The 16,625-nt window shown below is 53.2% G+C and carries 25 protein-coding genes; 9 read left to right on the forward strand and 16 right to left on the reverse strand.

All coding sequences use genetic code 11. The features are described from left to right. Positions 1-97: 97 nt before the first annotated feature. From HY696_03865 to HY696_03905, 9 genes are all read left to right on the forward strand, one after another. The gene (locus tag HY696_03865; protein ID MBI4237539.1) at positions 98-1,516 is read left to right on the forward strand and encodes a mercuric reductase; all 1,419 of its coding nucleotides are present in this window, start codon (positions 98-100) and stop codon (positions 1,514-1,516) included. After that, complete coding sequence (locus tag HY696_03870; protein MBI4237540.1) at positions 1,513-2,211, forward strand: TVP38/TMEM64 family protein; 699 nt, start codon at positions 1,513-1,515, stop codon at positions 2,209-2,211. Before HY696_03865 ends, HY696_03870 begins: the two co-directional genes overlap by 4 nt. Next, entirely contained in the window at positions 2,208-3,050 is an 843-nt protein-coding gene (locus HY696_03875; GenBank protein ID MBI4237541.1) for a sterol desaturase family protein, read from the forward strand. Before HY696_03870 ends, HY696_03875 begins: the two co-directional genes overlap by 4 nt. Positions 3,051-3,100: 50 nt before the next feature. Then, positions 3,101-3,520 carry a heavy metal-responsive transcriptional regulator gene (locus tag HY696_03880; protein ID MBI4237542.1) on the forward strand — a complete coding sequence of 140 codons (420 nt, stop codon included), beginning with the start codon at positions 3,101-3,103 and terminating at the stop codon, positions 3,518-3,520. 32 nt (positions 3,521-3,552) lie between these two features. Further along, positions 3,553-3,978: a hypothetical protein gene (locus tag HY696_03885; GenBank protein ID MBI4237543.1), complete on the forward strand. Its 426-nt coding sequence runs from the start codon at positions 3,553-3,555 to the stop codon at positions 3,976-3,978. Continuing rightward, positions 3,968-4,246 (forward strand): thioredoxin family protein, encoded by a 279-nt coding sequence (locus tag HY696_03890; protein MBI4237544.1) that lies wholly within the window; start codon positions 3,968-3,970, stop codon positions 4,244-4,246. The genes HY696_03885 and HY696_03890 overlap by 11 nt, the downstream gene beginning before the upstream one ends. Positions 4,247-4,325: 79 nt before the next feature. Next, positions 4,326-4,667 carry a mercury transporter MerT gene (locus HY696_03895; GenBank protein MBI4237545.1) on the forward strand — a complete coding sequence of 114 codons (342 nt, stop codon included), beginning with the start codon at positions 4,326-4,328 and terminating at the stop codon, positions 4,665-4,667. 13 nt (positions 4,668-4,680) lie between these two features. Beyond that, complete coding sequence (locus tag HY696_03900; protein ID MBI4237546.1) at positions 4,681-5,070, forward strand: carboxymuconolactone decarboxylase family protein; 390 nt, start codon at positions 4,681-4,683, stop codon at positions 5,068-5,070. Positions 5,071-5,086: 16 nt separating this feature from the next. Continuing rightward, positions 5,087-5,386 (forward strand): heavy-metal-associated domain-containing protein, encoded by a 300-nt coding sequence (locus HY696_03905; protein ID MBI4237547.1) that lies wholly within the window; start codon positions 5,087-5,089, stop codon positions 5,384-5,386. Here the strand turns inward: HY696_03905 and HY696_03910 are convergent. The 16 genes from HY696_03910 to HY696_03985 all read right to left on the reverse strand — a co-directional run bounded on the left by HY696_03910 (position 5,362) and on the right by HY696_03985 (position 16,559). Continuing rightward, entirely contained in the window at positions 5,362-6,198 is an 837-nt protein-coding gene (locus tag HY696_03910; protein ID MBI4237548.1) for a prolipoprotein diacylglyceryl transferase, read from the reverse strand. The genes HY696_03905 and HY696_03910 overlap by 25 nt on opposite strands. Then, on the reverse strand, positions 6,195-7,364 hold the full coding sequence (locus HY696_03915; GenBank protein ID MBI4237549.1) for a thioredoxin family protein: 1,170 nt from the start codon (positions 7,362-7,364) through the stop codon (positions 6,195-6,197). The genes HY696_03910 and HY696_03915 overlap by 4 nt, the downstream gene beginning before the upstream one ends. Positions 7,365-7,366: 2 nt before the next feature. Continuing rightward, positions 7,367-9,559 (reverse strand): thioredoxin domain-containing protein, encoded by a 2,193-nt coding sequence (locus tag HY696_03920; protein ID MBI4237550.1) that lies wholly within the window; start codon positions 9,557-9,559, stop codon positions 7,367-7,369. 174 nt (positions 9,560-9,733) lie between these two features. After that, positions 9,734-10,321, reverse strand: a complete 588-nt coding sequence (locus HY696_03925; protein MBI4237551.1) for a hypothetical protein — start codon at positions 10,319-10,321, stop codon at positions 9,734-9,736. Continuing rightward, positions 10,318-10,800: a sigma-70 family RNA polymerase sigma factor gene (locus tag HY696_03930; protein ID MBI4237552.1), complete on the reverse strand. Its 483-nt coding sequence runs from the start codon at positions 10,798-10,800 to the stop codon at positions 10,318-10,320. The genes HY696_03925 and HY696_03930 overlap by 4 nt, the downstream gene beginning before the upstream one ends. Before the next feature lie 10 nt (positions 10,801-10,810). Then, complete coding sequence (locus HY696_03935) at positions 10,811-11,197, reverse strand: hypothetical protein (GenBank protein MBI4237553.1); 387 nt, start codon at positions 11,195-11,197, stop codon at positions 10,811-10,813. A 132-nt stretch (positions 11,198-11,329) separates the two neighbouring features. Continuing rightward, positions 11,330-12,763, reverse strand: coding sequence for a hypothetical protein (locus tag HY696_03940; protein MBI4237554.1), 1,434 nt, complete (start codon positions 12,761-12,763; stop codon positions 11,330-11,332). A 35-nt stretch (positions 12,764-12,798) separates the two neighbouring features. Further along, positions 12,799-13,536: a hypothetical protein gene (locus HY696_03945; GenBank protein MBI4237555.1), complete on the reverse strand. Its 738-nt coding sequence runs from the start codon at positions 13,534-13,536 to the stop codon at positions 12,799-12,801. Then, positions 13,508-13,918, reverse strand: coding sequence for a hypothetical protein (locus tag HY696_03950; GenBank protein ID MBI4237556.1), 411 nt, complete (start codon positions 13,916-13,918; stop codon positions 13,508-13,510). The genes HY696_03945 and HY696_03950 overlap by 29 nt, the downstream gene beginning before the upstream one ends. Continuing rightward, entirely contained in the window at positions 13,888-14,541 is a 654-nt protein-coding gene (locus HY696_03955) for a hypothetical protein (GenBank protein MBI4237557.1), read from the reverse strand. The genes HY696_03950 and HY696_03955 overlap by 31 nt, the downstream gene beginning before the upstream one ends. Beyond that, a complete protein-coding gene (locus HY696_03960) occupies positions 14,483-14,812 on the reverse strand; it encodes an HU family DNA-binding protein (GenBank protein MBI4237558.1) in 330 nt (109 codons plus the stop codon). Before HY696_03960 ends, HY696_03955 begins: the two co-directional genes overlap by 59 nt. A 1-nt stretch (position 14,813) precedes the next feature. Then, the gene (locus HY696_03965; protein ID MBI4237559.1) at positions 14,814-15,026 is read right to left on the reverse strand and encodes a hypothetical protein; all 213 of its coding nucleotides are present in this window, start codon (positions 15,024-15,026) and stop codon (positions 14,814-14,816) included. 129 nt (positions 15,027-15,155) lie between these two features. Next, positions 15,156-15,677, reverse strand: coding sequence for a hypothetical protein (locus HY696_03970; GenBank protein ID MBI4237560.1), 522 nt, complete (start codon positions 15,675-15,677; stop codon positions 15,156-15,158). A gap of 109 nt (positions 15,678-15,786) precedes the next feature. After that, the gene (locus HY696_03975) at positions 15,787-15,981 is read right to left on the reverse strand and encodes a hypothetical protein (protein ID MBI4237561.1); all 195 of its coding nucleotides are present in this window, start codon (positions 15,979-15,981) and stop codon (positions 15,787-15,789) included. A 13-nt stretch (positions 15,982-15,994) separates the two neighbouring features. Beyond that, entirely contained in the window at positions 15,995-16,396 is a 402-nt protein-coding gene (locus HY696_03980) for a DUF882 domain-containing protein (GenBank protein ID MBI4237562.1), read from the reverse strand. Beyond that, complete coding sequence (locus HY696_03985) at positions 16,368-16,559, reverse strand: hypothetical protein (protein ID MBI4237563.1); 192 nt, start codon at positions 16,557-16,559, stop codon at positions 16,368-16,370. Before HY696_03985 ends, HY696_03980 begins: the two co-directional genes overlap by 29 nt. Positions 16,560-16,625 lie beyond the last annotated feature (66 nt).

Raw genomic sequence — 16,625 nt, forward strand, 5'->3', positions numbered from 1 at the left:
AACGTGTTTTTGCGCAGACCCTGCGAGTCGCGGAAAAACTGGAACTTCACGTTTCATGTCTCCCTCAATTGGAAGACATCGATACCGAGGAGCAAATATGGAAAATAAAAAATATCATCTGATTGTCATCGGTGGCGGATCTGGCGGCTTGGTCGCCGCGGCTGGAGCCGCAGGTTTGGGAGCCAAGGTCGCGCTTATCGAAAGACATAAAATGGGCGGCGATTGCCTCAATACCGGTTGTGTGCCGTCGAAGGCCATCATCCGCTCGGCCAAAATTATTCATGACGCGCGAACCGCCGAGCGTTTCGGATTGCAATCCCACAACTTCGACATCAAACTCGATTCGGTTTTGGCCTCCGTCCGTGAGGTTCAAGAGAAGATCGCTCCTCATGATTCCGTCGAAAGATTCACGTCGCTCGGAGTCGATGTCCATCTGGGTGAATACCGATTTATTTCTCCGCATCAAATTTCAAACGGCCAGGAAACCTTGGAGGCCAAACGTTTTGTCATTGCTACCGGAGCCTCGCCCTTCGTGCCGCCCATTCCCGGTTTAGACAAAATCCCCTATCTGACGAGCGACAATGTCTGGCAGTTAAAAGAGCTGCCGAAAACCCTCATCGTTTTGGGGGGCGGCCCTATCGGAGCGGAGTTGGCGCAAACCTTTGCGAGACTTGGGAGTAAAGTCACCATCGTTGAAATGGCTGACAGGCTGTTGATTCGCGAGGATCCCGAAGTATCCGTGTTGGTCAAAAAGAGGTTTGAGGCGGAAGGCCTTACGGTATTACTCAAAACGAAGGCCGAACAAATCGATGGTGGGTTGATCGTTTCCGGTCCTGACGGACAGAAAAGAAAAATCGCATTCGACCAGATTCTCGTAGCCGTGGGACGCGCCCCCAATGTAAACGGCCTCGGTTTAGAGAACGCGAGTGTTCAGTATGATAAAAAGGGAATCAAAACGGACGCAACACTACGAACCTCTGCTAGACATATCTACGCCTGCGGCGATGTCGTAGGCCCTTATCAATTCACCCACACCGCCGATTTTCAGGCAAGGCTCATCCTTCGCAATGCCTTTTTTCCCGGAAAATCCAAAATCGATTATCGCGTCGTGCCGTGGTGCACATTTACCGAACCGGAAGTCGCCCGCGTCGGCTTAAATGAATCCGAGGCCAAACAAAACAATGTGGCGCACGATGTGTATCAATACTCTTTGAGTGATCTCGACCGCGCCGTTTGTGATCGTGAAGCCGAGGGATTTATCAAGGTCCTCACTTCAAGGCGAACGGATCAGATTTTAGGTGTTACGCTCGTCGGCTCTCACGCCGGAGATTTGTTACATGAGCTGGCCTTGGCCATGCACCAAAAGATCGGACTCAAGAAAGTGGCTTCGATGATTCATGTCTATCCGACGCTGGCTGAGGTCAGCAAACGGATCGCGGATAGTTATCAGCGCACCCGTTTGACGGGTACCGCGAAAAAATGGCTCAAACGATATCTCGATTGGCGGTTCGGATGAAACCTTCGGTGAAAAAATCGATTCTGATCCTTCTCTTCGCGGGCATTGTCGTCCTCCTCTATTTTTTCACGCCCGCAAGGGATTATCTTTCCCCGGAGGGTTTCAGCTGGATCCGTTCCTGGATCAAGGGACAAGGGGCCTTGGCTCCCTTGATCTTCGGATCCATTTATATCCTCGCCACGGTCTTTGCCCTCCCGGGATCGGTGCTGACCATCAGCGGCGGGATTCTTTTCGGCACGCTGTGGGGCACGGCGATCAATCTCGTTTCCGCCACCCTGGGCGCTTCCCTGGCGTTTCTTTTGGCCCGATACCTCGGAAGGGAATTCGTCGAAAAATGGACCCGTGGAAAATTGAAGAGTTTTGACCGGAAAATCGGTGCGCACGGATTTGCCACGGTATTTTATCTTCGGTTGGTCCCGCTCTTTCCCTTCAATCTGCTGAATTTCAGCCTGGGTCTGATGCAGATCAAGTTCCGTGATTACTTTTTCGCGACTCTGTTCGGCATGGCACCGGGGGCCTTCGTATATACCTCTCTAGGCGGAGCCAGCCACTACCTCGACTTGAACGATCCCGGGGCATGGCTGGATTATCGGGTATGGGGTCCCTTTGTTTTGGTTCTTTTACTCTCTCTTATTCCGAAGTTGTTTCGCCTTTTGAAAAATAGGTCAGGAAATCAGGAGGCCCGTTACCGATGAACGAGACCATGATTCCAAATGAACCAGTACTTCGATTCGGCTTTTTTCTGGGCGTCTTTCTGCTCATGGCCTTATGGGAGATCCTGGCTCCCCGGAGGGAACGTGTCGCTTCCCGGAAAATCCGGTGGACCGGCAATTTCGGGGTGGTTCTGATCAGCACGCTTCTTGTACGGTTCCTGATTCCGACCGCTGCCGTGGGCTTGGCCATGATCGCGGATGAGCGGGGATGGGGCCTGTTTCATCATCTCGCCTTGCCGTCTTGGCTGGTTGTTTTTCTTTCCGTGCTTTTTCTCGACCTTGCCATCTATCTCCAACATGTCCTTTTCCACGCCGTCCCCATCCTCTGGCGACTGCACCGGATGCACCACGCCGATCTGGATTTTGATGTAACGACCGGGGTACGCTTTCATCCCGTAGAAATCCTCCTCTCCATGGGGATCAAAATGGGAGTCGTGGCGGCATTGGGTCCGCCGGCCGTGGCCGTGCTGATTTTCGAGATCCTTCTCAACGCCACTTCCATGTTCAATCACGGCAACGTCCGTATTCCGCAAGGACTCGACCGCGTTTTGCGCTGCTTCGTGGTAACGCCGGAGATGCACCGGGTTCATCATTCGATCGTCCCCTCGGAAACCAACAGTAATTTCGGTTTCAACTCCCCCTGGTGGGATCGTCTGCTCGGAACCTACCGGGCCGAGCCCCGTGCCGGACACATCGGCATGACCATCGGAATCGAGCAATTCCGCACGATCCGGGATTTGCGGCTTGATCGCATGCTGCTTCAGCCCTTCCTCGGAAAGATAGCCCCATATCCCATCAATCGGCGTGAAAAAGAGGTCTAAAGAAAAGAGCTTGACCATATAGTATACTACAGGGTTTAGAATGGGTTCGTATGAAAGAAGAGATCTTCACCATCGGTAAAGTAGCTCGCCTGACGGCAGTCGGAATTGAGACCATCCGTTTTTACGAACGGGAGGGTCTTATCCCCGAACCGCCACGGCGGGAGTCGGGCTATCGGCAGTATCCTCCTGCTACAATCGATCGGGTTCGCTTTATCAAAAGGGCCAAGGATCTTGGATTCACGCTCGCCGAAATCAAAGAGTTGCTGGACTTGAGCGTGGGGCCGCAGGCGACATGCGCCGATGTTAAACGCAAGGCCAACGAGAAAATCAAAGAAGTGGATGCCAAGATCGCCGACCTCAAACGGATCAGGCAGGCTCTGAACCGACTGACGGATCAATGTCGAGGAAAAGGCCCGGTCAGCGAATGTCCGATCTTGGAGAATTTGGAATCGGAAGGGAAATTGAAATGAGACTCAACATTCCCAAAGTGACACCGATCCCCATGAAAAAAATACCGGCTCTTGCCGGCCTTGCTGTGGGTTTCGTCGCACTCAAATGTCCGATCTGTCTTCTAGCGTTAACAGGGCTTACAGCCGGCATCGGAAGTCTTATGCCGGTGCTTTACGGTGTTTATCAGGTCATCATCGGTGGACTGGGTGCTCTGTTCGTATGGTTCTTATGCCGAGCTTGGAAAAATCGCGCCATTCCGGGGTGGATAGTCATCCTCGGAAGCCTGGGATTTATCGGTTTGATCGTTCAATTGCTAGGCGAACGAAGCAATGTGATCGGCTTGTTATCAGCGCTCATGCTTTCTGTAGCTTCAGTTACGAGTTTCATTATTGAGAGCAGGACTCCCAAAATTTCCTGCCCTTCCTGTAAAACAAACACTCAAATAAATATGAAAGGAGGTGAGAAAAATGGCGAATAAGAAGAGAAAGGTCGAGGTATTCACGTCGGGTTGTCCACTCTGCGAACCGGTCGTGGAGCTCGTTAAAAAGACGGCGTGCCCGTCTTGCGATGTCGTGGTCTACGATCTCAATGCCGGATGCGCGACGAATGACTGCCGAGATAAGGCCGAGCAATACGGCGTTACAAGAGTCCCGGCGGTCGCTGTCAATGGTAAGATTCTCGATTGTTGCAGAGTTGGAACAATCAGTGAAAGCGCGCTTCGTGCGGCAGGCATCGGTAGTCCGTAACCTTAAGGTTGCAGAGGGGCTGAACCATGGCAGCCTTTTCTGCTGACCTTTTGCGGACTCTCAATGAGAGGAGGACTGTATGAAACAATCTATTCCAAAAATAACAGCCATCTTTGCGACGGGGACGGCCTTCTTGGGTTCCTGCTGCGCGCTTCCACTGCTTCTCCTGGGACTGGGGGTGGGTAGTGCCGGACTCGCCACCAGCTTTGCTCCGTTTCGGCCCTACATGATTGGGATCACATTCCTCTTGTTGGGGATTGCTTTTTATACGGTGTATGGATGCAAACAAACCTGTGAGGGCATCGGTGCCTGCGACGTAAAAAATATTCGCAGGACCAAAATAATGCTTTGGGTGGCTACGGGACTTGCGCTGCTTTTTCTGGTCGGCCCCAGCATTGTTGCCCGATGCATTCTTTCATAAGGAAGGAGTTTTTATGTCGAATCATGATCTTACAAACATTGATCCCGCCTTGGGATTGATGAAGGAGTTTGCGAAGGTGACACACGGTGTCCCGGCCCTGATCCAGAAAATGAGGCAGGAGACGATCTATAAAGAAGGCGTCGTGCCGGTCAAGTACAAGGTCTTGGGCGCCGTGCTCTGGGCGATCAATGCCAAGTGCGAACCTTGTATCCGGTTCTATATTCAGCAGGCGATTAAATCAGGTGCCTCCGAGGAGGAACTAGGAGAATTTTTGGCCGTAGGTGCCACGATGGGAGGATGCGTCGGTGAAATGTGGGCGCTCAAGGCCTACAAGGCTTATAAAGAAGGGGCCGCAGGAACAGGCAAAGACGAATCCTGCTGTCAGGTTGAAAATCATTCCTAATAAGGAGAACATCGTTATGAAAACTCTGTTTTTAGCTCTCTTGGGGATATTGCTGTTGGGAACGGCGACGGTCGGCGCAGAAGAAAAAGCCGCGCTGCCAAAAGACACCAAGACCATGCACATGAAAATCGAAGGGATGACCTGCTCCATGTGCTCCGCCATAATCACGAAAAAGCTGACACCCCTCTGTCAGACGGTTTCGATCGATAACAAGTCCGGCGACGGTCAATGCACCTATGAAACCGGCAAGACCAACCAGGACACCATCGTGAAGACGGTCACAGATGCCGGCTATAAAGTGGTTGAGGTACGGTAATATCGGTATCTGATGACAAAATAGATGGCGACGCCCGCTAAAACTATCGAGAGATATTGAGCGGGGGTGAGACCGAGATAGCGCGTGTCTCCTCCTGCCGCATCGCTCACCCGCAAAAAATCCAGACCGAAACGCACGGGGGCATACAGGATAGGTAAAAGCCAAAGATAGAACCCCGGTCGCCGCGGTTTCCGGTTCAACATCAGCATGACGATCAGAATGACGAACCACCAGATGGCCTCGTAAAAGCCGAGGTCATGTCTCGGACCATTGAGCCAAGGGCGGTAGGGATCGGAAAAGTCGATGGCCAGCGGCCACCAATCAGGCGCTGGGCTTCCCGGGTGATCGTGGACGACCGAACAACCGATGCGACCGAAAAACCAGGCGAAAGGAAGGCTCCAGGCCGCCGCCTCCGCCCATAAAATCCGGTCTTTTCTGTAAGGTCCTCTGGTCCAGATAAAAAACGCGGCAATGCCGCCGATCAGGCCACCATAGCTGGAGAATCCGTTCGTGATGTCCAGCAGAATCATCGGTTGCTTGAGGATAAAATCGGGATGATAAAACACCACTTCGAAGATGTGGGCCGCCAGCCACCCGATGATAAGCAGGAAAAACGCCATGTTTTGAAACTCATGGCGAGGCAGTCCGAGTTGTTTCGCCTTCCGGGTCCCCATCATGACAGCCAAAACGACTCCCATGGCAACCAGGAGCCCGAAGGCCGGGATCTGGGCATGGAAAGAGCCGATCGAGAATAAAGGTTCCTTGGGCCAAGGACCCAGCGTGAAATAAGGAAGTACGAACAGGGTCATCATTGATTCTTCTCCATGTCCAAAATTCCCTTTACCAGGGTCTCGGCGGAAAACATCCCGGAAAAAGTTTGAATCGCATGACCAGAGGATTCCAGCAAAACAGCATAAGGAAGCGCTGTGCCGCCATAGTGATCCAACAAGGTTTTTTCCGTGTCACCGAATTTCGTCATGTCCACCTTAAGACTGACAAGATTCATTTTTTCGGCAGTCGCGATGACCTCCGGTGACGCATAGGTCGTTTTTTCCAGAACCTTGCAGTTGATGCACCAGTCGGCGGTAAACTCCAAAAGAACCGGCCTTCCCGATTGCAATGTCTCGTCCAGATTCGACTGAGTGTATGGTTTCCAGTCAAGACCGCTTGCAGAAGAATTTTTGAGAATGGAAAGTCCTCCGAAAATCAAAATGAGCATGAGACACATAGGGACAAATCGTTCCGACTTTTTTTCTCCCCTCGTGAATTCCGAAATTCCCCAAACGACCAAACCGAAAAGAAAAATCCCCCATAGAGGCGCTGAAAAGGAAGTCGGGAGCATCGATTGCCCGAAGAAAATGGCACCGGCAATCAGGATAAACGCGAGCAGCGACTCAACCTGCGTCCCGATCCGACCGCCCCTCGGCAGATACTTCAAGGTCTGGGGAAACAGGAGAATGCCTGAATACGGAAAGGCCAGTCCGAATCCGATGGCGGTGAAGAGGACGATGGTAACGGCAGGAGATTGGGTCACCGCATAGGCCAGCACCGCCCCCAAAAATGGGCCGGAACAGGGAGTGGAAAGAATACCGGCCAACACCCCGGTCAGAAAGGCTCCCATGTAACGGTGGATGGGAATTTTATAGACCGCTTGGGGAAGGCGGAGCGACCAACCGACCAGCATCGCGATGCCGGAGACCAGCAGGAAAATCGCAAGGAGAGTGACAAAGATCCTGGATTGAAAAATCTCCCCCCATTTCCAACCGAGGTACGCGGTGGCCCCACCGAGCAGCACAAAAAAAGTCAGACTCCCCAACAGCAAGGCTCCGGCCGCCAGGATTCTGGGACGGGTCGTCCCCTCGATCTCTTGCAGGACTGCCCGTATCTTCAAAGGGATGACCGGAAGCACGCAGGGGGTAAAATTCAGGAGGATACCGGCTGTGAAGGCCAGCAGGCCGTTGACCAGGAGGGCTTCCATGTTTACGGCCCCCCTTTGAGCTTCTCCACAACGGAAATTTGCTTGGCAAACATTTTGGCATCGCTGGTGGGGAGTTCGCAAATTCCTTTTTCGCAGACAAAAGCCGTTGCCTTCCCGTCGAGCGCACTTTTTGATTGGACTAGAGGAACCATTTCAGCATGGCCTGCCAATCCTTCGCCTTCTTCGGTCACAACTAAAATCCGATTCGGAAGAAAATGTTTTCTGAATTCGGTGAGCAGGGATTCAGAGTCATTTTTTTTGCCGGCAGGTGTCACGATGACGATCTCTTTCGGCTTATCGAGGCGGAAATCGAGGGCCAGAAGCATTTCCGTCAGGGCGTTCGGGCGGGAATTCAAGGTCTGGGAGAAAGCTTTCAAAGCCTTGTCGGCACGGCTCCGATAGCTATCTTCGGTGGTGAATTCGTTCAGACGATAGAGATTCAAAATGGCAATGGAATTACCGGAGGGTTCCGCACCATCGTAGTTCGGTTTTTCCCGCGCCAGCAATTTTTCATGATCGGAGCTCGTCATGAAAAACCCGCCGTTCTTTTTGTCTTCGTAAAATTTTGACAACACCTGATCGAGTGCGATGGCTTTTTTAAGCCATTGAGGATCACCGGTTGCTTCATAGAGGTCCAAAAGTCCGGCGGTTAAAAATGCATAATCATCAAGGTAGGCGTTGTACTTGGCCTGGCCGTCCTTGTAACTTCGTGAGAGTCTGCCGTCGGCATAAAGTTTGTCGAAGATAAATTGCGCCGCCTTGATGGCGCGATTGACATAGTTCGCATCTCCCAAAATAAGCCCGGCCTGGGCGAAAGCCTGGATCATGAGCCCGTTCCAGGAGGTGAGGATTTTTTCATCCCGAAGCGGCGGTGGTCGTTTGCTGCGTTCCCGATAAAGGAGTTCTTCGGATTCTTCCAAAAGAGTCCTTACTTTTTCTTCCGGGAGACCAAGCTCCTTGGCCACCCGCGCCGCTGTCGTGTGGGTATGGAGAATGATGCGGCCTTCGAAATTTCCCTCGCTTTTCAGAACGAAATACTTTTCAAAAACCTTCATTCTTTCTTTACCAAGAATCTTGGTCAGTTCTCCCAAGTTCCAAGTGAAAAAATATCCCTCTTCGCGGCGACCGGTTGGGGTGGGACTGTCCGCATCCGTAGCTGAATAAAAAGCTCCGTCTGGCGAGGTCATATCCCTTTCAATGTAACGAAGGGTTTCTTTGACAATCCGTTCATATTCACTGTTACCAGTTACTTGGTAGGCTTCCAGATAGGCCATGACGAGCAGCGCATTGTCATAGAGCATCTTTTCAAAGTGGGGAACGAGCCAGTGCTTGTCCGTGGAGTAGCGATGAAAGCCGCCTCCGACATGATCGTAGATTCCACCGGAGGCCATTTTGGTCAGTGTCGTCGTCGCGATTTCCAAAATCCTTTGATCGCCTGCGCGCCGATAGTATCTAAGAAGAAAACGAATAGGCATGCTACTGGGAAACTTGGGGGCAGAGTTCAAACCGCCGTCTTTTTCATCGAAGCGGTTTTTGTAAACCTGAACGACGTTATGAAAAACCTGTGCGTCTGGGATCTGGCTTCCCATCTCTTCCGAAGAAAGATTTTCGTTGATCACCTTGACGAGTTGATTTGAAGAAGCCGCGACTTTTTCGGGTTCTCTTTGGTAAGCCTCTTTCAATCTCTTCAGCAAGGTCAAAAATCCGGTTTTTGCCCCGCGATCCCCGTCTCTGGCGGGAAAATACGTTCCACCGAAATAAGGTTTGCGATCAGGTGTGAGCCAGACGGTCATCGGCCACCCACCGCCGCCGGTCATCGCCTGAACGGCGCTCATGTAGATGGCATCGACATCGGGGCGTTCTTCCCGGTCGACCTTGATGGCGATGTAGTTTTCGTTCATGTAGCGCGCGATCTCCTCGTCCTCGAAGGACTCTTCCTCCATGACATGACACCAGTGACAGGTGGAATAGCCGACGCTGATCAATACCGGCCGGTTCAATCTTTTCGCCGTCTCGAAGGCCTCGTCACCCCAGGGATACCAATTGACAGGATTGTGGGCATGTTGGAGCAGATAGGGGCTCGCTTCGAGAAAAAGGCGGTTCGTGTATTCGGCCCGACCATCGGGGCGAAGATGTTTCGTTCTCGGTTTGTAGTCTTTTCCCCGACTCGCCCGCATCGTATCGAATTGCTTCATCAGGGCCGGTGAAAAAGGTTCTATGCCCGGCAATTGACCTTCCTTGAGCGGACCTGTTTGGGAGGATTTAATATCTTCCGTGGGAGACGGGTTCGATTTGGATTGGCAGGAAGCAACGAGCAAAATTAAGGTAATGGCGAATATTTTTTTCATAAGACCCGATGCTCCCTATGATTAATTTTCTTGAGCCGTTCCGAGCAGCAATCCGCGTTCTTTCCAAAGCTCGACTCTGACCCCTTGCTCGAAGACCTCGAACGTTCCATCAAGATCGGGCATCTCTTTCGGCATCAGCAACTGATAAAAGGTGACATTCTTGCCGCTGTTTTTATTGCGTATGCGCAACTGGGCCGCGATGTGACCTTTGAGAGAGCAATACCGCCCTCCGACGAGCTCCCAATCAGTGGATGGGAACCTCTCGGATTCGATCAAAGGAAAATCCAGCTTTGAAAGGTAGGCCCTGACCGCGCTCGTTGAGGGAGATTCGATCTCCATGACCATCTGCTTGTTGTGATGATAGGCGATCTCGGAAGCGAGCGAAGAGATGGATGTTGACCGATTCCACGGCTGCCACCAGGCGAGCGTCCCGATTACCCCGATTACCAAGAAAGCGACCACAGATACAAAAGCGACGGAAACACGGCGCACCTTCAGGAATGAATCAAACCGGGGAAGCGTTGCCCTCGATTGAATCTCCCTGAGACGGCGCAACTGTTCTCCCGACAATTGATACTGATCAAAATGATTTTGAATCGTTTTCTTCATGACCGGGTCACCTTCTTTTCCACACCCCCTGGAGTCTCCCGGATTTTTACCCGGAGACGATGGATCCGTGCCAGCAATGTCCCCTTGGGAATCTCCCAGTGATCGGCGATCTCCTGGATCGTGAATCCCTCAACCGCCCAGAGAAAAATGAGTTCCCGATCCTGGTCATTCAATGTCTCCATGACCCGTTCAACCTGTTCACGATCCATGACGATGTCTTCCAATGACTGCGAATCAAGCTGGATCACCTTGTCTTCTTCATAAAGCTCTTCGTCGTGATTCCGTTTTCTCCGCAGATCATCGATGAATTGATTCCGGATCATCCGAAAAAAATACCCTCCCTGGTTTTCGATCCCCCGATTGCCGCGCCGCACGAATTTCTCAAGACTATCCTGCAGCAGGTCAAAGGCATCCGCCTCATTCCCGGTCAGGGCAATGCAATATCGGTAAAATCGATTCAGTTCCTCATCACTAAACATTCAGGCCCTTTCAGCGCGCGACGCCGTTCACCTTGTGGATAACCGTTTTCTTCACTTTGAGATCGGAACCAGAAACGGTGAAATCGAGATCAAGCCGGTCCTTCCCCTCCGTGAAATCGGCGCAGAAGAAGTAATCCCCGTTATCGAGCTTGTTGATCGTATGGAAGTAATCGAATTTCAATTTCCGCGTTTTGTTGGCCACTTTGTCGTCAACCTCGAAACTCCCCTTATCCTTGACCTGCACATTGATGTAATCCTGCGCGGCCTGCTTGACCTTGGTCTCTTCTTCTCCGCTCGCTTTAACGCCGGGATGTTCACCGGCGAAGACCGGTATCTGAGGAACAAGAAGCGCGAAACCGATCAGCACCCAAAACACTCGCAATTTGTTCTTTAACATAAACACACCCTCCTTATTTGACCCGTTAGCAAAAATGGAGACCACCTCCATTACATCAAGAAAGACGAAAAAGATGACCAGTTGATTGCCCCTTTTTTGATCCTTTGATTTTTGCCTATTCGGTGAATAAAATTAGCTCAACAGCACGGGGAAATCCACTTCTCTTACGGTGTGTTGGCGCACGTATCTGCCGATCCCCAGGGCGATCACCAGGTCGTCGTGCTTGCCGCTCTGGGCCTCGGCCTTGCCCGATCGCGACCAGCAGAAGTTGAGCAATTCATTGACGGTACGGATACCTTGAACGCCGCCCACCCCCTCGCGCAGGCTCTTGTCCAGCTCGTCGATCAGGAGCGGCCGTGTCAGCGAATTGGTCGGGAATCCCGGCTCCGCTTTACCCGGTTTGAGCGGGTTCACGTATTCGTAGATACGCGGGTAATCGTGGTGCTGGAAGAACAGATTCGTGGCGATGCCCATGTTGTTGTTTTCGATGGCGGCGAGGGCGTTGTTATACTCGGCTCCCAGTTCGAGAATTTTCCGGTTGAAGACATCCAACGGGATGCGCGTGCGGTATTCCGCGACCTGTTTCCCCGTGTGGCGTTCCAGAACGTGCGTGGCGTGATAATCTCCGGCTCCCCCCTTGGCGGGATCCACGGAGAGGATGTAATCGGTCTTGGCCTTCGGTTTCTCGAAAATATACAGCCCGCAGGGAAAGTCGGGGTCGTATTCGTCGGTGAAGCGCGTTTCGATCGGCACGGTCATCGAGCATTCTTCCTGCAAGGCCCGCAGTGCCGAAACGTCAAACACGAGGTTGCCCATGGCCACGAAGTCGCCGAAGACTTCCTGCGCCAGCTGGTTGGCGCTCATGTTGGCCTTCTGGATCGCCAGCCATGCCTGTGTTCGCTCGGGGTGATACCACCAGTGGACACGAATCGGATTGAAAAGACTTTTGCCTTCGAGAGATCTGGTCCAGAGTTCGTAGTAGAAATTATCCATGCCGTTCGGCGTGCTCAGGATGATCGCCGAACCGCCCGTGCTGAGCGTGGGAAACGAGGCCTGCCAGATGTCTTCGATCCAACGGACGAAGGCCGCCTCGTCGATGATGAGGAGCGACAGCGATTCCGAGCGGCCGGCTTCTTCCGATGTCGGCACCGATTCGATCTCGCTTCCGGTCACGAACGACATCTTCGACATGTTATCATCGACGAGTTCCGCCTGCAGGAACGGCGGCAGATGACTGTAGAGGTAGCGCACCTTTTTGAGGAGCGCCTTTGCCGTGGCGTCCTTGATCGAGATCATCAGAACCTTTTTCTCCTCGAAGAAAAGGCACATCCACAGGGCATAGCCCGCCACGAGCCAACTCAGGCCCATCTGACGGCTTTTGAGGATGATGTTGAAGCTGTGTCTGAGAAATTGGGCGAAGGTTATTTCCTGGAATCGGTAAAGGCGGAACGGGATCTTGCCCCGGATGGGGTCACGCAAAAAACCGTAGGTGTTGATGAAGTACGCCGGAGACCGGCGACACTTGAGAATCTCCTGGAATTCGGCCTGTGTCAGACATCGACTCATACATAATCATTTCCCTGGCTTCGCGCATACACGGTTTACTTCCTCAGTGTTTCCAGTTCCTCGAAGCCGGAGTGCGGATTGTGTCCGACGGGAGCGGATAAGTTCGAATCCTGTCGGGGCAGAATCGGATCCGCCTTGGCTTCGATCACCCGGATGGCGGCCGTATAATCGAGATAGCGGACGCCGGTTTCGGTGTCCGGAAGATCCTCGATGGGGAGGTGTCCCTTGCCGCCGGAGAAAAGGCTCAAGAATTGATTCATGGCGCTGGAGGTCTGGGACATGACCCGGATGCTTTCGGTCCTGAGCCCGTTCAAGGCCCTGAGATGCGCCATCAGGCTTTCGAGAATGTGCCGCTTGCGATTGTATTCGGTAAAGGTCGCCTCGGACATCTCCCAGGCCGTGTCGTACATTTTCGATGTTTTCTCGATCTGCTTGTCCAACTGGTCGGTGTGAAGGACCGCCCGCGCGCGATCTTCCCGCAGCTGGTGCATCAGGGTCGCGGCCATGACGAACACCCGGTCACGGATGATGCTTTGGTTCTCGAACATCTTCACGAATTTTTTCTCGATCCCTTCGAGCAACTTCAGGATCATGTATTCCGAGACGCCGATGCGACGCCCGAGGGCCTCGCGACTCAGACGTTCGCCGTTCAACACGCCTCCGCTGCAATGCCACGCGATGATCATGTCTTCCTTGTACTTCACGCCCAATTGCCTCACGAGAGCCTCGGCGGCCCCCTTGGGCTTAGTTCTTTTGCGTTTCCTTGTTGCCATGAACGGGGTTCCTTCGGGTGGTGATGTGAACGGGATCCATCGCGCTCAGTTCCCGCAGATGCTGGAGGATTTTCGGGTACTCGCGGTGCATTTTTTTGTAGACGGCCCGGATCCACACTTCGGTAACTTCGTATTTGTCGGCCAGGAATCGCAGCGTCTCGTGGCCCTGCGAATACGAGAGCGACAGGAAAACGTCGATGTTGCGCTTGAGATCGTTGATCTCTTTCATGGAGGGAATGGAGATTTTCATGCCGCCGAAAACCAGCACGAGCTTGAGGGTTTCTTCCTCGCCCAGAAGATCGTACATTTCCGGCAGCAAGGTATCGCGGTACAGATAGAATATGAGCTCCTTCAGGCCCAGTTCAGGAAATTTCGAGTCCATCCTTCCTCCGTGATCTTCTGTTCCAGCCCGTGGCGACGCAATGTCACCACGGCATAGTCGATGAGAAACTCCGCCCGTTTCGGCGGGATGATCGCGATCCTGGCGACGTCCCTGATGAAACCGTTCCGGCATCGCTCGAACACGCGCAAATAAACCGCGATGGCCACCCGATGGACCACGTAACGCGATACCGGCGTGTCAAAACGGATCCGCAGGCGAATATCCAGATCCGCGGCGTGAACAGACTCCTCCGGCTGGGTGGTCAGTCGTTCATGCGCGTCGTCCGAAGGGATGAAACGCGAAAAGTAGCGGCTCCGCCTGAAGTAGCTGGCGACGCAATTCGAGACGCACCGGTACATGAAACTGCGAAGGCTACCACGCTCGGGATCCCAGAACCGGAGTTTTTGCATCACCTCGATCCAGCATTCCTGTCGGACATCCTCGACCTGGTCGAGGAAGATCCGATGGCGACTGGCATTGACCACCGAGTGGACAATGGGCTCCAGATGCAGTCGAATAGCCTCGAAGGATGCTTTGTCTCCTTGAAGAAATCGCCGCACGTTCTCATGCAGGTGATCGCTCTCCCAGGAGATGTTTTCTCGTTTCACAGCGGATGAATTCATAAGCCCGTCTTCCCCAGGTGAATTTCGGAACGAACCCTTCCGGATAATCGGCCGGTATCCGGCGGTACGGATTGAAACCCTTCCGCGCCGGCACGTGTTTCAACCAGAATTTCCCCAGCGACAGGAAATGCACGGTCTTCCCCAGCGCCAGATCGTTCATCATGCATTGGATCATCGATACGAGAACCAGCCGGACCTCATACTGATGAAGCCCCGTCAGTTCGGCGATACGGACGATCATGTCGGTCGAGACGACGCGCGGTTTCGCCATGTCAGACCTCCGTGCCCGAAGCGGCCGTCTCTTCAGCCTCCGCGGGGGCTTCCTTGGCTCCGAGTGATTTCACCAGTGTCGGATACAGCGCATCCAGCGAACGCGACACTTCAGCCCTGAACGTGTCGATGAGGCTTTGCTGATCCCGTATGAATTTTCCCACGATGCGGCTTCCGGTATGGTCGAGCAGCGTTTTCAATTCCTTCGCGTCCATAAAGTTTCTCCTCCAATGTTTTGATTTTCAGTTCCTTCCGCCGAAAGACTTCCTTCAGCATGAAAAGGGCTGATCCCCAGCCCGTCAGAAACGACAGGATCCCCACGAACCAGACTCGGATCGGTTCCATCACGCACCTCCCTCAAGGTAGACCTTCACGACCTCGGAGAGGTCATGCAAAGACTCGCCCGTGAAATAACGTTGCCCGCAGATCGTTTCCCGGCTGATGACCGAGCGGCACGGTTCGGACAGATCGTCCGGCGTAACGGGTCTCACGAAGCGGACCAATTTGTTCATCGTGTCCGAACGGAAGCGGGAAACATGCAATTGGCTGCGACCTTCGGCATCCTTGAATGCGATGTAGTAACGCTTGAAGACCGGCTTGAGTCCGAGGGAGGCGAGCAGTTCCACGACACGGCTGACGGTTTCCGAAATTTCCGGAGTCAGACTTTGGGGAATGGCGATCGTCTTGGCGAGCCGGGCACTTTGGGAGAGGAGCCGACGCTTCCGGCTCTCGAATATTTCGGCTCCGGACCGGCGAAGGTTTTGAGCGAGGGCCTCGCGGCATTCGCGGCGCGCCTGGCAATGTTCACGACAGGGAGCGAGGTTTTCGTCAAAGAGGTAGCCGAAACAGTCGATTGCATGATTCATCCGAAAAACATCTTACCTGAAATGAATCATTTGAAAAGACTAAAAACATAATAAATTCAAATGTTTATCATGGGTAACGCATTTGCGTTACCGGTGAGCAAAAACGGACCTACTTGAGACGCATCTTGTTGCCCGCTCGGAGTTCCATGATGTGTCTCGCGATGGCCCGGATGATTCCGGGAACGCTCAGTTTGGTGAACGTGGTGAGCAACAGCGTCCCGACGGTGATACCGCCGCCGATCCATTCGATCGGTCCGCCGTGCGTGAAATAATTCACGCATCTTTCGAGAATATCCTGTTCCATATTCCGTCCTCCTTCAGGTTTTTGATTTCACGAACCAGTAAGCCAGTCTCTGAGTCGGCCGTATGTCCACATGCGTGAACGAGGGATAGGAGCCGATGCCCTTCACCCCGAGGTTCTTCGCGGAAACGGCCTCGAGAATTTTCTGCGCGACGGTGCGGGCGGGCATGCCTTCGATCTTGATATCCGCTGCGCGGCCCTCGATGTGTTGCGATCTCTTCACGCCGCCGACCTTGCGGTTGTATTCCGGCGTTCGGTAGCCGGACGTGACCGTGATAACGCGGTTACCGCACAGCATACGGATCAGTTCCAGCTGCTCGCACAAGGGCCTGAGCCGCGACGTGACCCAGGCGGCGGGATACGGCGTGCCGTCACCGCAACGGAATTCCTCAAGGTTGAAATGCGACGTCACTTGCATAGTGGCTTTCGATCCTTTGTTTGATGAAGGCGACGTCCTGTTTGACGTGCTCCAATTCGACCTGCGTCTTGGCCACATCGACTTTCAGACTCCAGAACATGCCGGAAGCCGCGAGGACGGCCCCGATGATGGCGAACCAGAATTTCCAGTCTCCGTTTTTCATGTCAGTAACAGTTCACCCGTAAACTTTTCGAGATGAGAATCTCGCCTTTCGGGTCCTTGACGAAAC

The sequence above is a fragment of the Deltaproteobacteria bacterium genome (assembly GCA_016210045.1).
Classification (GTDB): domain Bacteria; phylum UBA10199; class UBA10199.